This window comes from Streptomyces sp. APSN-46.1, assembly GCF_022815725.1.
Lineage (GTDB): Bacteria > Actinomycetota > Actinomycetes > Streptomycetales > Streptomycetaceae > Streptomyces.
This window is the reverse complement of sequence record NZ_JALGRF010000002.1, coordinates 807,864-823,104: the sequence shown is the minus strand read 5'-3', so window position 1 is coordinate 823,104 and position 15,241 is coordinate 807,864. Positions and strand designations below refer to the sequence as shown.

Sequence of the window (15,241 nt, the reverse complement as noted above, 5' to 3'; positions counted from 1 at the left end):
TTCCGGCGGCGGTCAGGCGGGCGGTTCCAGTTCTGGGATCAGGCGGCCGCGGCGGGAGAGGAGGAAGCGTTTGAACTCCGCGACCGGCGGGGTGTCGGGGTGGCCGTCGAGCCAGGCGACGCCGATCTCGCGGACCGCGCGCGGGGCGGTGACGGTCAGCTCCACCACGCCCGGGCGGGCGACCGCCGGCGGCGGCAGCAGGGCCACGCCGAGGCCCGCCGCGACCAGGCCGCGCAGGGTTTCGGCCTCCTCGCCCTCGAAGGCGACCTTCGGGGTGAACCCGGCCTCCGCGCACAGGTCGTCGGTGATCCGGCGCATGCCGTAGCCCGGCTCCAGGGTGACGAAGGTTTCCTCGGCGGCCTCGGCGAGGCGGATCCGCTTGCGGGTCGCGAGCCGGTGGTCGTCCGGCACCACCAGCCGCAGCCGCTGCTCGTCGAGCCGGCGGGCCACCAGGTCGGGCGCGTCCGGCAGCGGAGAGGTCAGGCACAGGTCGAGTTCGCCGGCCCGCAGCTTCTCCAGCATGGCCTCGCCGTAGTTCTGGACGAGGGAGAACCGGATCCGCGGATGGTCGGCGCGGAAGGCGCGGATCAGGCCGGGTACGGTCTCGGAGCCCAGGGTGTGCAGGAAGCCGAAGGCGACCTTGCCGGCCGCCGGATCGGCGTCCTGCTGGACCGATTCGGCGGCGCGGCCGATCTCGGTCAGGGCCTGTTCGGCCGAGGCAAGGAAGGTACGGCCCGCCGTGGTGAGGGCGACCGTACGGCCCGCTCGGGCGAACAGCGTGACGCCCAGGTCCTGTTCGAGCCGGACCATCGCGCGCGACAGGGTGGACTGCGGGACGCCCAGCTCGTGGGCGGCGCGGGTGACGTGCTCGTGCCGGGCGACCGCGACGAAGTACGCCAGCCGCGGGGCCAGCAACGTCGTCACATTCGTTGTCACAGTCGTGTCTTCCACGTAACGGTTCATCGACATCCACGGTCCTGAGCTGGGCTGATGCGGCAGTGGATTGATTATCGCGTTTCCATGCATTGGACGCATGAAAAGGAGGGGCCTACGGTCGAAGCATGCCTCCCGCTCATACCGGGGCGCCCGTCATCGCGGGCGCCTCCACCCCGTCGTCCCCCGCACCGGAACCCCACTCCCCCGGCCGCCCCGGCTACCGCCGCGTGAGCCTCGCGCTCTTCGCCGCCGGCCTCGCGACGTTCGCCCTCCTCTACTCCACCCAGGCACTGCTGCCCGCGATCTCCGCCGGCTTCGGCGTGACGGCGGGTCAGGCCAGCTGGACGGTGTCCGCGGCCACCGGCGCGCTCGCCCTGTTCGTCCTGCCGCTCAGCGCGCTGTCCGAGCGGTTCGGCCGGACCCGCATGATGACCTGCTCGATGGGGGTGGCGGTCGGCGTCGGGCTCCTCGTGCCGCTCGCCCCGAACCTGGAGTGGCTGATCGCGCTGCGCGCCGTCCAGGGCGCGGCGATCGCCGGGATCCCGGCCTCCGCGATGGCGTACCTGGCGGAGGAGGTCAAGCCGAAGGCGCTGGTGGCCGCGATCGGCCTGTTCGTGGCGGGCAATTCCATCGGCGGCATGAGCGGCCGCATCGTCACCGGGTGGGTGGCGCAGCTGTGGGGCTGGCGCGCGGGCCTGCTCTCGGTGGGACTGATGGCGCTGGCCTTCGCGGTGGCCTTCCTGGTGCTGCTGCCCCGGGCGCGGTTCTTCCGCCCGGCGTCGCTGAACCCGCGCGCGGTGGGACGTACCGTCGCGGGCCATCTGCGGGACCCGCTGCTGCTGCGGCTGTACGGGATCGGCGCGCTGTTCATGACCGTCTTCGGCGCCGTGTACACCGTGATCGGCTACCGCCTCGTGGACGAGCCGTTCTCGCTGGGGCAGGGCGTGATCGGGTCGGTCTTCCTGATCTACCTGGTCGGTACGGTCTCCTCGGCGGCGGCCGGCCGGCTGGTGGCGCGGGCGGGCCGGCGGGGCGCGCTGTACCTGGCCGTGACCACGACCGCGCTGGGGCTGCTGCTCTCGCTGGCGGACTCGCTGCCCGCGATCCTGGTGGGCCTGGTGCTGATCACGGCCGGCTTCTTCGCCGGGCACGCGGTCGCCTCGGCTGCGGTGAGCCGGACCGCGAAGACGGGGCGCGCGCAGGCCTCCGCGCTCTACCAGTCGGCGTACTACCTCGGCTCCAGCGCGGGCGGCACGCTGGGCGCGCTGGCCTACCACTCCTCCGGGTGGGCGGCCACGGTCGGGATCGCGCTGCTCGCGGTGCTCGGCGTCGTGTCGATCACCCTGTACGGGTCGCGGGCGGCCCGCGCGGAGCGGCCCGCCCCCGGACGGCCCGCGCCCGGGCGGCCCGCGCTCGGACGGCCCGCGCTCGGACGGCCTGCGCTCGGGCGGCCTGCGCTCCCGGTGCCCGGTGGGCCCGCGCGCGGTGTCCCGGCGGCGGCTGTCAGACCCCTCCGGTAGCTTCCGAGGTATTGGGATCGACCTGGGGGATGAAGCCATGACTGACCTCGCGACCAGCCCGGACCTGGATGCGGCGATGGACCGGTACCGGGTCGAGCTGACGGGCTACTGCTACCGGATGCTCGGCTCGTCCTTCGACGCCGAGGACGCCGTGCAGGACACCTACGTGCGCGCCTGGCGCGGCTTCGACACGTTCGAGGGCCGGGCCTCGCTGCGGTCGTGGCTGTACCGGATCGCCACCAACGTCTGCCTGGACCTGCTGAGCGCGGGGAACAAGCGGGCCCGCCCGATGGATCTCAGCGCCCCGCAGCACCAGGCCTCCGCCGTGCTCAACGAGCGGCCCGAGGTGACCTGGCTGGAGCCGGTGCCGGACGGCCGGGTGCTCCCGCAGACCGCCGACCCGGCGGAGATGGCCCTCGCGAGGGAATCCGTCCGGCTGGCGTTCGTGGCCGCGCTCCAGCACCTGCCGGCGAAGCAGCGGGCCGTGCTAATCCTGCGCGAGGTGCTGGCGTGGAAGGCGGACGAGGTCGCGACGCTGCTGGACACCACGGTGGCGTCGGTCAACAGCGCGCTCCAGCGGGCCCGGGCCACGCTGTCGGCGCGGCGGATCCGCGAGAGCGAGGCCGACCCGCTGGACGCGGACCAGAACAAGCTGCTGGAGCAGTACCTGCACGCCTTCGAGGCCTACGACATCGCGCGGCTCACCACGCTCCTGCACGAGGACGCGGTGCTCTCGATGCCGCCGTTCGACCTGTGGCTCCAGGGCCACGACGACATAGCGGCGTGGCACCTGAACCAGGGCATAGGCTGCGCGGGCTCCCGGCTGATCCCGACGAGGGCGAACGGCCTGCCGGCCTTCGCCCAGTACCGGCCGCGCGAGGACGGGGCGCCGGGGCACGTCCCGTGGGCGCTCCAGGTGCTGGAGATCTCAGACGGCAAGATCGTCGGGCTCAATGCCTTCCTCGACACCAACCGCTGGTTCCCGCTGTTCGGGCTCCCCGAGCAGCTCGACGAGTCCTACGAGGTCCAGCAGGGCGCGTAGCCGCCCGCTGGCGCCGGTCACCCTGAAGGGGGTGCCGTGCCGGCGGGCGGTGAGCGCCATGCGCGCGAGCGCGTCGATGGTGGCGAGGCCGGGCTCCTTGACGGCCCGCACGTCGCAGACGACGTGGGTGGGCCCGTCGCGGCACGCCTCGCTCACGCGTGCGCACAGCTCGGGGATGTCCGGCTGGGGCCCGTCCAGGGCCAGGGTTCTGATCTCCACGGGAGGATGACCGTCCCCGGCCCCGAAACTCATCGCCGCTGAGCGGTCTCGGGGGGAGGTGAGGAAAGGCCGTCGGCGCGGCTCCGGACGGGGAGCCGCGCCGACGGGGTCGGGGATGGATCGTCAGGCGATGCGGTCCAGGACGATCGGGGTGGCGGAGAAGGCCGTGCCCGCCGGGGCGATGTCGTACGAGCCCTCCAGGGAGGACAGGGCGTACGCGAACTTCTCCGGGGTGTCGGTGTGCAGGGTCATCAGCGGCTGGCCCGCCGTCACCGTATCGCCCGGCTTGGCGTGGAGCTCGATGCCGGCGCCCGCCTGGACCGGGTCCTCCTTGCGGGCGCGGCCCGCGCCGAGGCGCCACGCGCCGACGCCCACCGCGTACGCGTCCAGCCGGGTCAGGACGCCGGACTCGGGCGCGGTGACCACGTGCTGCTCCCGGGCGACCGGAAGGGCCGCGTCCGGGTCGCCGCCCTGGGCCGCGATCATCCGGCGCCAGTGGTCCATCGCGGAGCCGTCGGCCAGTGCCTTCGCCGGGTCGGCGTCCTTGATGCCCGCCGCGTCCAGCATCTCCTTGGCCAGGGCGATGGTCAGCTCGACCACGTCCGCCGGACCGCCGCCCGCCAGGACCTCCACCGACTCGCGGACCTCCAGCGCGTTTCCGGCCGTCAGGCCCAGCGGGGTGGACATGTCCGTCAGGAGCGCGACGGTCTTGACGCCCGAGTCGGTGCCCAGGCCCACCATGGTCCGCGCCAGCTCACGCGCGTCCTCGATGTTCTTCATGAAGGCGCCGCTGCCGACCTTCACGTCCAGGACGAGCGAGCCGGTACCCTCGGCGATCTTCTTCGACATGATCGAGGAGGCGATCAGCGGGATGGCCTCCACGGTGCCCGTCACGTCGCGCAGGGCGTACAGCTTCTTGTCGGCCGGGGCCAGGCCGTCGCCCGCCGCGCAGATGACCGCGCCCGTGGTCTCCAGGACGTGCAGCATCTCCTCGTTGGAGAGCAGCGCGCGCCAGCCCGGGATGGACTCCAGCTTGTCCAGGGTGCCACCGGTGTGGCCGAGGCCGCGGCCGGACAGCTGCGGCACCGCCGCACCGCACGCGGCGACGAGCGGGGCCAGCGGGAGGGTGATCTTGTCGCCGACGCCGCCGGTCGAGTGCTTGTCGGCGGTCGGACGGGACAGGGAGTCGAAGTTCATGCGCTCGCCGGACGCGATCATCGCGGCGGTCCAGCGCGCGATCTCGGCCCGGTTCATGCCGTTGAGCAGGATGGCCATCGCCAGCGCCGACATCTGCTCGTCGGCGACGACGCCGCGGGTGTACGCGTCGATGACCCAGTCGATCTGCTCGGGGCTCAGCTCCCCGCGGTCCCGCTTGGTACGGATGACGGAGATGACGTCCATGTGGTGCTTCCTTCTACGCGCATAGAGAAGAGAGGGGTCGGAGAGGGTCTGCGAAGTACGACGGCCCCTCGCCCGCGGGGGCGAAGGGCCGTCGGCACGGCTATCTCAAGTGGTCCGGCCCGAAGGCCTGCGGGAGCATCTCCGCCAGCGGAAGGATCCCCTTCGGGGTCTCCACCAGCAGTTCCGGTCCGCCGAATTCGAACAGCAGCTGGCGGCAGCGCCCGCACGGGACGAGGATCTCGCCCCGGCCGTCGACGCAGGTGAAGTGCGTCAGCCGGCCGCCGCCCGTGGCCTGGAGGGAGGAGACCAGACCGCACTCGGCGCACAGGCCGAGCCCGTAGCTCGCGTTCTCGACGTTGCAGCCGACGACGATCCGGCCGTCGTCGACGAGCGCCGCGACGCCGACCGGGAAGCCCGAGTACGGGGCGTACGCCCGGGACATGGCGTCCCGGGCGGCCTCGCGCAGGGCCTCCCAGCCGGGGTTGAACGCCGTGGTCACTTGCCCTGGCCCTTGCGGTACGGCATGCCGTCCGCCTTCGGCATCCGCAGCCGCTGCGCGGACAGCGCGAGCACCAGCAGCGTGGTCAGGTACGGGGCAGCGTCCACGAACTGGCTCGGCACCGCGTCGGTGGTCGCGTACCAGACGAACAGCAGCGCGGCGAAGACCGCCGAGATGCCGGCCTGGACGTACTTCTTCTTGTAGAGCTGCCAGGCCACGACCAGCACGAGCAGGATCGCGAGCAGGAGCAGCATCGCGTGGACGTTCTCGGCGCCGCCGCGCAGCTTGAGGCTGTCGGTGAAGCCGAACAGGCCGGCGCCGAGCGCCATGCCGCCGGGCATCCAGTTACCGAAGATCATCGCGGCGAGACCGATGTAACCGCGGCCGCCCGTCTGGCCTTCCTGGTAGATCGGGCTGGCGACGATCGACAGGAACACGCCGCCGAGGCCCGCGAGGCCGCCCGAGACGATCACGGCGATGTACTTGTACTTGTAGACGTTGACGCCCAGGGACTCGGCGGCGACGGGGTTCTCACCGCAGGACCGCAGCCGCAGGCCGAAGGTGGTCCGCCACAGCACCCACCAGGTGCCCGGGATCAGGAGCAGGGCGACCACGGTCAGCAGGGACAGCTCGGTGACCAGGCCGCCGATGACGCCCGCGAGGTCCGAGACGAAGAACCAGTGCTTGGCCTGGAGATCCGCCATCCACTCGGAGAGCCCTGGCACGGTGATCGTGTAGATCGGCTCCACGCGCGGCGACTGCTTGGAGGAGCCGCCCGGCGCGTCGGCGAACGTGAAGTTCGACAGGTACTGGGTGAAGCCCAGCGCGAGGATGTTCACGGCCACACCGGAGACGATGTGGTTGACGTTGAACGTGACCGTGATGATCGCGTGCAGCAGGCCGCCGAGGGCGCCGCCGGCGATGCCGACGAGGACGCCGGTCCACGGACCCCACTGGTAGCCGGCCCAGGCGCCGAACCAGGTGCCGAGGATCATCATGCCTTCGAGGCCGATGTTGACGACGCCCGCGCGCTCGGCCCACAGGCCGCCGAGGCCGGCGAGGCCGATCGGCACGGCGAGCTGGAGGGCGCCGGAGACCTGGCCGACGGAGGTCAGGTCATCGGCGCCGCTGATCACGCGGACCAGCGAGATCAGCGCGAGGCCGCCCGCGATGATCAGCATGATCCAGGGCAGGGTGAGCTTCTTGCGGCCGCCCGGCTTCTTCGGGGCGGCGCTCGTCGCGGATACGGTGCTGGCGCTCACGCCGCGACCTCCTTATCGGTCTTGATGGCGTGGCCCGCGGCGAGCTCCTCGCCGACCTTCTGCTGCTGGCGGCGGATGCCGTAGCGGCGGACGAGCTCGTACGAGACGACGACCGCGATCACGATGAGGCCCTTCATGATCGTGCCGATCTCCTTCGCGTAGCCCTCCGTGTCGAGCGAGGCCGAGGCCTTGTCGATGAAGGCCATCAGGAGCGCGGCGAAGAAGATTCCGATCGGGCTGTTGCGGCCGAGCAGCGCGATGGTGATGCCGGTGAATCCGACGCCGACCGGGAAGGACAGGCTGTACGTGTGGCTCTCGCCCAGCAGCACCGGCATGCCGGCGAGGCCGGCGACGGCGCCGGAGATGAGCATCGAGGTGACGATCATCTTCTTGGCGTCCACACCGGAGGCCTGGGCGGCGGACTCGCTGGCGCCGGTGGCGCGCAGGTCGAAGCCGAAGCGGGTCCGGTTGAGCACGAACCAGTAGACGATGCCCAGGGCGAAGGCGATGAAGGTGAAGCCGTAGATCTCCAGGCCGTCACCCAGCGACAGGGCCGGGAACCAGCCCGACGCGGCGATCTCGCCGGTGGTCAGGTCGTTGGAGCCCTCGGGCTGGACGCCGAGGTTCTTCGGCAGGATCAGGTAGGCGATCAGGCTGGTCGCGATGGCGTTCAGCATGATCGTGGAGACGACCTCGCTGACGCCCCGCTTGGCCTTGAGGACACCGGCGATACCGGCCCAGAAGGCGCCGACCAGCATCGCGACGAGCACGATCAGCAGGATGTGCAGCGGCCCGGGCAGGGTCACCGCCGTGCCGACCACCGCGGACAGCATCGCCGCGAGGCGGTACTGGCCGTCGACGCCGATGTTGAAGAGGTTCATCCGGAAGCCGATGGCCACGGCCAGGGCCGCCAGGTAGTACGTACCGGCCTGGTTGACGATGAGGACCTGGACGTCCTCGTAGCCGGCGTTCTCCACCATCAGGCGCAGCGGCTCGATCGGGTCCACACCCGTCGCGGCCAGCACGGCCATCGTCAGCAAGAAGGCGGTGACCAGCGCGAGCGCGGGCCCGGCGAAGCCGAGGATCAGCCGGTCCTTGTCGAATTTCTTCATCGGGCCTCGTCCTCCGGGGAGTCGGTACCAGCGTCGGTACCGGCGGCGGAGTGGTTGTCGTTGGCTTCCAGGTGCCCGGAGGCGGCGCCCGTCATGGCGGTGCCGAGCTCTTCGGGGGTGACGGTCGCGGGGTCGGCGTCCGCGACCAGTCGGCCGCGGTAGATCACGCGCAGGGTGTCGGACAGGCCGATGAGCTCGTCCAGGTCGGCGGAGATCAGGAGGACGGCCAGGCCCTCGCGACGGGCCTCGCGGATCGCGTCCCAGATCTGCGCCTGCGCACCGACGTCCACGCCGCGGGTGGGGTGGGCGGCGATGAGGAACTTCGGGTTGTGGCTCATCTCTCGGCCGACGATCAGCTTCTGCTGGTTGCCGCCGGAGAGGGAGGCCGCGGTGACGTCGATGCCGGGCGTGCGGACGTCGTACTCGCGCACGATCCGCTCGGTGTCCTTGCGGGCGGCCTTCGGGTCGATGATGCCGCGCTTGGAGTTGGGCGCCTCGGTGACGTGGCCGAGGATGCGGTTCTCCCACAGCGGGGATTCCAGCAGCAGGCCGTGCCGGTGGCGGTCCTCGGGGATGTACCCGATGCCGCCCTCGCGGCGCTTGCGCACCGGCGTCTTCGTGATGTCGGCGCCGTCGAGGGTGATCATGCCCGAGTCGGCGGGGCTCATGCCCATCAGGGCCTCGATGAGCTCCGTCTGGCCGTTGCCCTCGACGCCGGCGATACCGAGGATCTCGCCCTTGTGGATGGTGAAGCTGATGTCGTCCAGCAGCAGCCGCCCGACCTCGACGTGCTCGTAGAGGTAGGAGTCCTCCGGCGCCGCGCCGGTCATGGTCTCCGGTTCGGGGGTGACGACGCCGGCCGCAGCGAGGGTCAGGCCCTTGACCGTCAGCATCGGAACGTCCGTCACCGTCGACTCGCGGGTCTCCGGCGACGGCAGCTCGGCGCCCACCATCAGCTCGGCGAGCTGCTTGGGCGTGGCGGTCTTCGGGTCGGCCGTGCCGACCGTGGTGCCGCGCCGGATGACGGTGATGTCGTCGGCGACCTTCAGCACCTCGCCCAGCTTGTGCGAGATGAAGATGACGGTCAGGCCCTCGGCCTTGAGCTCGCGCAGGTTGTCGAAGAGCGCGTCCACTTCCTGCGGTACGAGCACGGCGGTCGGCTCGTCGAGGATGAGGATCTTGGCGCCGCGGTAGAGGACCTTGAGGATCTCCACGCGCTGCCGGTCGGCGACACCGAGGTCCTCGACCAGGGCGTCGGGGCGCACGCCGAGGCCGTACGCGTCCGAGATCTCCTTGATCTTCTTACGGGCCTTCGCGCCGATGCCGTAGAGCTTCTCGCCGCCGAGAACGACGTTCTCCAGGACGGTGAGGTTGTCGGCGAGCATGAAGTGCTGGTGCACCATGCCGATGCCGCGGGCGATGGCGTCGCCGGGGCTGTGGAAGGAGACCTGCTCCCCGTCGATGGCGATGGTGCCCTCGTCCGGCTTCTGCATGCCGTAGAGGATCTTCATCAGGGTCGACTTGCCGGCGCCGTTCTCGCCGATCAAGGCATGGACCGTGCCCTTGCGGACGGTGATCGCGATGTCCTTGTTGGCGACGACGCCGGGGAAGCGCTTGGTGATGCCGTGCAGTTCTACGGCGGGGGGCGGGCTGGACGCGTTGATGACGCACTCTCCTTGGCGCGAAAGGAGCTGGAAAGCCGGAGGCAGGGGGGACAGAGCGGTGATCGGCCGGGCGGGTGGGCGGGAGCAGGAACGTATCGCGTCCACACTGCCTCTACGCGCGTAGCACTGTCGAAAGTGAAAACTTGCGGCCATCTGGCCACAAGCGACACGGACTACGACGTCGAGACGCGGTTCGGGGCCCGGGAGCGGCAGAGACCGCTTCCCGGACCCCGGAGACCACGACTACCTGTCAGACGGAACCTTACGGCGCGGTCTTGACGGTGATCTTCTTCGCGATGATGTCGGCCTTGGCCTTCTCCACCGCGGCGGTGAGCTCGGTCATCTTCTTGTACTCGGGGTTGGAGTCGGACAGGCCGACGCCGTCCTTGTCGAGACCGTAGCGGACCTCACCGGTCTGCGGCTTGCCGTCCTGAACCGACTTGATCAGGTTGTAGACGGAGTCCGAGACGTCCTTGGTGACCGAGGTCAGGATGCGGTCCTTGTACTTCGACAGACCGGCCTGGTTGTACTGGTCGGAGTCGACACCGATGGCCCACGCGCCCTTGCCGGCGGCGGCCTCGATGGCACCCGAGCCCGCGAGACCGGCGGCGGCGTAGATCACGTCGGCGCCCTTGTCGAGCTGGCCCTGGGCGGCGGCCTTGCCGAGGTCGGGCTTCGAGAAGCCGTCGAAGTTCGGCGGCTGGGTCAGGTAGGTGGTCAGGACCTCACCCTTGGGATTGGTGTCCTTGACGCCCTGCACGAAGCCGGCCTCGAACTTCTTGATCAGCGGAACCTCGACGCCGCCGATGAAGCCGACCTTGCCCGTCTTCGACGCCTTGGCGGCGGCGACGCCGGCCAGGTAGGAGCCCTGCTCCTCGTTGAAGACGATGTTGGCGACGTTCTTGTCCTGCACCGAGAGGTCGTCGATGATGCCGAACGTGGTGTTCGGGAACTTCGGCGCGACCTTCTTGATGGCCGGGGCGTAGGAGAAGCCGACGCCGATGACCGGGTTGTTGCCCTTGCGGGCCAGCTCGGTGAGGCGCTGGACCTTGTCGGCCTCGCCCTCGCCGTCGGTGGGCTCCGCCTCGGCGCCCTTGACCTTCAGGTCCTTCTCGGCCTTTTCGAGGCCCGCGTAGGCGGCGTCGTTGAACGACTGGTCGCCGCGGCCGCCGATGTCGTACGCGATGGCGACGCTGGCGGACTTGGTACCGGGGGAGGACTCGGAAGATCCGGCGTCCGACGACTTCTTTCCGCCACAGGCGGTGGCCGAGAGGGCCAGCGCCGCGGACGCGATGCCCACGGTGGCGATCCTGGTGATCCGGCGCAAGGGGAGGCTCCTTCAAAACCTGACCGAAGCGCCACGACCGGCGCTGGTTTCGCCGCGATCGTAACGCGCGTAGATGTCAGTTAAAGGCCCGTTCATGAGTCGTTATCGGATCGTCGTGAACCAGACAGTGACCGATCAGTAACTCACTTTGCACCCAGCCCTTGTGTACCAAGGGCTGGACGCCTCCGCCGGATGATCCGCAATTGTTGTAAGCAATTCGTTCCCGGCCATCACCGGACCGGCCCGGCGCGCCTCCCGTCGAGCAGTGCGGCGGCCGTGAAGAACTCCACGCCGACGCCGATCGCGGACTCGTCCACGTCGAAGTCGCCGCGATGCAGGTCCTTCTTGGTGGTGTCCCCCGGCTTGCGGACACCCAGGCGGGCCATGGCCCCCGGGACGTGCTCCAGGTACCAGGAGAAGTCCTCGCCGCCGAGGCTCTGCTCGGTGTCCTCGACCGACTCGGATCCGCGGCGGGCCGCCATCGCCTCCCGGAGCAGTTCGGTGATCACCGGGTCGTTGACGACCGGCGGGACCCCGCGCACGTAGGTGATCTCCGACTTGGCCCCGTGCAGGGTGGCGATCTCGTCGATGGCCGCGTGGATCTGGTCGGGGGCCTCGTGCCAGGCGTTGATGTCCAGGCAGCGAATGGTGCCGGAGAGCTCCGCGTGCATCGGGATGACGTTGCAGGCGTGTCCGGTCTCGATCCGGCCCCAGGTGACGGACATGCCCGAGCGGGCGTCCATCCGGCGGGAGAGGACGGCCGGTACGTCGATGGCGACGCGGGCCGCCGCCGTCACGAGGTCGGTGGTCAAGTGCGGGCGGGCGGTGTGCCCGCCCGGGCCGTTCAGGGTGACCTCCAGCCGGTCGCAGGCCGAGGTGATGGGGCCGGGCCGGAGCCCGATCTTCCCGGCGTCGACCCGGGGGTCGCAGTGCACGGCGATGATTTTGCCCACGCCGTCCAGCACCCCGGAATCGATGGCTTCGCTGGCCCCGCCCGGGAGCACCTCCTCGGCGGGCTGGAACAGCAGCCGCACCGCGCGGGGCAGCAGACCCTCCCGGTCGAGCTCGGCGAGGACCAGGCCGGCGCCGAGGACGACCGCGGTGTGCACGTCGTGGCCGCAGGCGTGGGCGCGGTCCGGGAAGGTCGAGCGGTACGGGACGTGGGTCTTGGCATCCGGGATGGGCAGGGCGTCGATGTCCGCGCGCAGGGCCAGAATCGGCCGGACCCCGTCCCACCTGCCGACATCGCAGACGAGGCCGGTTCCGGACTTCAGCACCCGTGGGCGCAGGCCGGCTTTCTCCAGCCGGGCCTTGATCGCGGCCGTGGTGCGGAACTCCTGGTTCCCTAGCTCGGGGTACATGTGCAAGTCCCGGCGGAAGGCGATCAGTTCGGCACGCAGGTGGTCCGGAAGCTTGCCGGGCAGCTCGGGCCGGTCGGGCGTGCCGGGCAGGGCGGTCTGGGACTCGCGGGACATCAACTGGTTCACCTGTTGAAGGGTAGGCGCACCTACCCGCCAACTGGCTGGAGATCACGAAAAGTTCATGCCGTTAGGGGATAGAAACCCGGCCTCTGGACGCATGACCGGATGCGCCGGGGGGTAAACTCGCGCGCTCATCCGGCCGCGGGAGCCGCCTGCGCGGGGAGTCTGCGCACATCACGGGCGGTGTCGGTGACGCCCGCCAGGAAGCTGCGGGCGCGCGGCGACGCCGTCCCGGTGAGCCAGCCGGGGTCGATGTCGCATACGGCGACGGTCACACCGGTACCGGTCAGGGCATACGGCAGAGTGTGGACGACCGTAGACGGAAAGCTGACGATCGTACGGCCGACCGGGCCACGCCTGGCGATCAGTTCCAGCGGCAGGTCCGGTCGGACGATCTCCAGCCCGGTCGCCTCGCTCAGGGCCCGCAGCTTCTCCGGGGACTCGCGGCGGTGCGCGAAGTACCGGGTGGCGCCGTGGGTCCGGGTCAGGGTCCGGACCGCTTCGAGATAGCGGGCGGGCTCCACCACGCCGGTCTCCACGAGGGAGGTGCCGACCAGGTCGGTGCCCTTGGTCAGGCGGGGCGGGCCGAACCGGGCGCGGGTCCAGGCGAAGTCGTTGACCCGCAGGGTCATGCCGCCGTGGGCGGTGACGGGCATCGAACTGAACACCTCGACGTGCCGGCCGCCGCCGACGGCCGGGGTGAAGCGGCGGCGCGCGGTCGCCGAGACCGGGGCGTACGCGAGTTCGCGCACCCGGCCGGGCAGGCCCCCGCCGCCGACCCGGTGCCAGCGCACGAGGCGCTCGCCGCAGGCGGTCTGCGCGATGAACTCCATGGTGGCGGTGCCGTCGTCGACCACGACGAGCTCCTCGGCCCGTACCAGGGTGAGCAGCAGCTGCACGTACCGGGAGAACGGGTCGCCGACGACGACCCGCCGGGCCCGGCGCACATCGCGGGAGAGCGCGGCGAGCGCCTTGAACGGCGCGAACCTGCCGCCGCGGGCCTCCTGCCAGTGGACCTCGTGCCCCTCGTCCCGGGCCAGCCCCGCCATGCGGCGCAGCTGGCCCCGGGACATCGGGTCGACGGGCGGCAGCACGACGATCCGTACCCCGGTCGCGTCCCCGGAGGGACCGGCCGCGGCACGCCGGGCCGGCTGGCTCGGGAGGCCGCTGAGCAGCGGGGACCCGGCCTCCGACGCGGTGGCTCGGGCGTGGGCCCACTCCAGCACGTTGAGCAGCTGGACCGGGCTCTCGACGAAAGCCAGGGTGGAGTCTGAACGGGTCACCACGTACTCCTCGTACTCCTCGTCGGGGGACGGAACGTCGTTCACTGCGGGCGGTCGGACCCGGGAGGTCGGACCGGGTGGGTCAGACCGTGGCGAGGTCGCCCTGGACGCGGCGGAGCTTCTTCATCGGGCCGAGCTCGGAGTCGTAGACGCGCTTGACGCCGTCACCGAGGGCGGTCTCGATGGTGCGGATGTCGCGGACCAGGCGGGTCAGGCCGCCCGGCTCGACGGAGGCGGCCTGGTCGGAGCCCCACATCGCGCGGTCGAGGGTGATGTGGCGCTCGACGAAGGTGGCGCCGAGGGCGACGGCGGCCAGGGTGGTCTGGAGGCCCGTCTCGTGGCCGGAGTAGCCGATCGGGACGTTGGGGTACTCCTCCCGCAGGGTGTTGATGACCCGCAGGTTGAGTTCCTCGGCCTTGGCCGGGTACGTCGAAGTGGCGTGGCAGAGCAGGATGTTGTCGCTGCCGAGCACCTCCACCGCGTGGCGGATCTGCTTCGGGGTGGACATGCCGGTGGAGAGGATGACCGTACGGCCGGTGGCGCGCAGGGCGCGCAGCAGCTCGTCGTCGGTGAGGGAGGCGGAGGCCACCTTGTGGGCGGGGACGTCGAACTTCTCCAGGAAGGCGACGGCCTCGGTGTCCCACGGGGAGGCGAACCAGTCGATGCCGCGCTTGGCGCAGTGCTCGTCGATGGCGCGGTACTCGTCCTCGCCGAACTCCACGCGGTGGCGGTAGTCGATGTACGTCATGCGGCCCCAGGGGGTGTCGCGCTCGATGTCCCACTGGTCGCGCGGGGTGCAGATCTCCGGGGTGCGCTTCTGGAACTTCACGGCGTCGCAGCCGGCCTCGGCGGCGGCGTCGATGAGGGCGAGCGCGTTGTCCAGCTCGCCGTTGTGGTTGATGCCGATCTCGCCGACGACGTAGACGGGCCGGCCGGGGCCGGCGGTGCGCTGGCCGAAGGTGCGCAGACGGGAGTTGGCGTTGGCGGTCATGGCAGGTGTTGTCCTTCGGTACGAGGGTGCGGGGGTGTGCTCTAGGGGTGTAAGCGTCGGGTCGGTCCGGGTGTCCGGCTGTTCGTCGAACACGTCGAACAAGGGGGCGAGGAGTCGGGCGCGGGCCAGATCGTGCGGATCGTCGATCTCCAGCACCCGCGCCGGGTCGGTCGGGACGGGCAGGGTGTGCCCGAAGAACCGGTGCCGGGCGGTGCGGAATCCGGCGGCGTCCATCGCGTAGGCGGCGCCGGTCTCCAGCAGGTCTTGGGGCCGGTCCTGACGGCGCGGACGGACGGCCTTGTCGTGGTTGACGCCGCGGCCGGAGCCGGGGGCGTGACCGGGGCCGAGGCCGCCGTCACCCGAGCCGGGGCCGGGGGCGTCGCCGAAGACGGAGCCGGGGCCGGGGCCGGGGCGGTGGCCGGAGCCGGGGCCGTCGCCGGAGCCGGGGCCGTCGCCCTCGCCGCCGCCCTCGCCGTCTGCCGTGCGCCAGAGGAAGCCGTGGAA

At 71.1% G+C, this 15,241-nt stretch carries 13 protein-coding genes; 2 read left to right on the top strand and 11 right to left on the bottom strand.

Annotated features, from left to right (window positions below):
• Positions 1-12 precede the first annotated feature (12 nt).
• Positions 13-999: a LysR family transcriptional regulator gene (locus tag MTF65_RS10360; protein ID WP_243628654.1), complete on the bottom strand. Its 987-nt coding sequence runs from the start codon at positions 997-999 to the stop codon at positions 13-15.
• Between the two features lie 62 nt (positions 1,000-1,061).
• On the opposite strand from MTF65_RS10360, the gene MTF65_RS10355 reads away from it, so the two are divergent.
• Entirely contained in the window at positions 1,062-2,456 is a 1,395-nt protein-coding gene (locus tag MTF65_RS10355) for an MFS transporter (RefSeq protein WP_243628254.1), read from the top strand.
• A gap of 37 nt (positions 2,457-2,493) precedes the next feature.
• Positions 2,494-3,498 carry a sigma-70 family RNA polymerase sigma factor gene (locus MTF65_RS10350; protein ID WP_243628253.1) on the top strand — a complete coding sequence of 335 codons (1,005 nt, stop codon included), beginning with the start codon at positions 2,494-2,496 and terminating at the stop codon, positions 3,496-3,498.
• On the opposite strand, the gene MTF65_RS10345 is transcribed toward MTF65_RS10350, so the two are convergent.
• The 10 genes from MTF65_RS10345 to MTF65_RS10300 form a co-directional block, all read right to left on the bottom strand.
• Positions 3,385-3,717, bottom strand: coding sequence for an STAS domain-containing protein (locus MTF65_RS10345; RefSeq protein WP_243628252.1), 333 nt, complete (start codon positions 3,715-3,717; stop codon positions 3,385-3,387). The genes MTF65_RS10350 and MTF65_RS10345 overlap by 114 nt on opposite strands.
• Positions 3,718-3,840: 123 nt before the next feature.
• Entirely contained in the window at positions 3,841-5,118 is a 1,278-nt protein-coding gene (locus MTF65_RS10340) for a thymidine phosphorylase (RefSeq protein WP_243628251.1), read from the bottom strand.
• Positions 5,119-5,218: 100 nt separating this feature from the next.
• Positions 5,219-5,617 carry a cytidine deaminase gene (locus tag MTF65_RS10335; RefSeq protein ID WP_308407136.1) on the bottom strand — a complete coding sequence of 133 codons (399 nt, stop codon included), beginning with the start codon at positions 5,615-5,617 and terminating at the stop codon, positions 5,219-5,221.
• Positions 5,614-6,879 (bottom strand): ABC transporter permease, encoded by a 1,266-nt coding sequence (locus MTF65_RS10330; protein WP_243628250.1) that lies wholly within the window; start codon positions 6,877-6,879, stop codon positions 5,614-5,616. The genes MTF65_RS10335 and MTF65_RS10330 overlap by 4 nt, the downstream gene beginning before the upstream one ends.
• Positions 6,876-7,991, bottom strand: a complete 1,116-nt coding sequence (locus tag MTF65_RS10325) for an ABC transporter permease (protein WP_243628249.1) — start codon at positions 7,989-7,991, stop codon at positions 6,876-6,878. The genes MTF65_RS10330 and MTF65_RS10325 overlap by 4 nt, the downstream gene beginning before the upstream one ends.
• A complete protein-coding gene (locus MTF65_RS10320; RefSeq protein WP_243628248.1) occupies positions 7,988-9,808 on the bottom strand; it encodes an ABC transporter ATP-binding protein in 1,821 nt (606 codons plus the stop codon). The genes MTF65_RS10325 and MTF65_RS10320 overlap by 4 nt, the downstream gene beginning before the upstream one ends.
• Positions 9,809-9,917: 109 nt before the next feature.
• Positions 9,918-10,982 carry a BMP family protein gene (locus MTF65_RS10315; protein ID WP_243628247.1) on the bottom strand — a complete coding sequence of 355 codons (1,065 nt, stop codon included), beginning with the start codon at positions 10,980-10,982 and terminating at the stop codon, positions 9,918-9,920.
• Between the two features lie 230 nt (positions 10,983-11,212).
• On the bottom strand, positions 11,213-12,457 hold the full coding sequence (locus MTF65_RS10310) for an amidohydrolase (protein WP_243628652.1): 1,245 nt from the start codon (positions 12,455-12,457) through the stop codon (positions 11,213-11,215).
• A gap of 137 nt (positions 12,458-12,594) precedes the next feature.
• Positions 12,595-13,746, bottom strand: coding sequence for a hypothetical protein (locus tag MTF65_RS10305; protein ID WP_243628246.1), 1,152 nt, complete (start codon positions 13,744-13,746; stop codon positions 12,595-12,597).
• Positions 13,747-13,828: 82 nt separating this feature from the next.
• Positions 13,829-14,737 carry an N-acetylneuraminate synthase family protein gene (locus MTF65_RS10300; RefSeq protein WP_243628651.1) on the bottom strand — a complete coding sequence of 303 codons (909 nt, stop codon included), beginning with the start codon at positions 14,735-14,737 and terminating at the stop codon, positions 13,829-13,831.
• Positions 14,738-15,241: the final 504 nt, after the last annotated feature.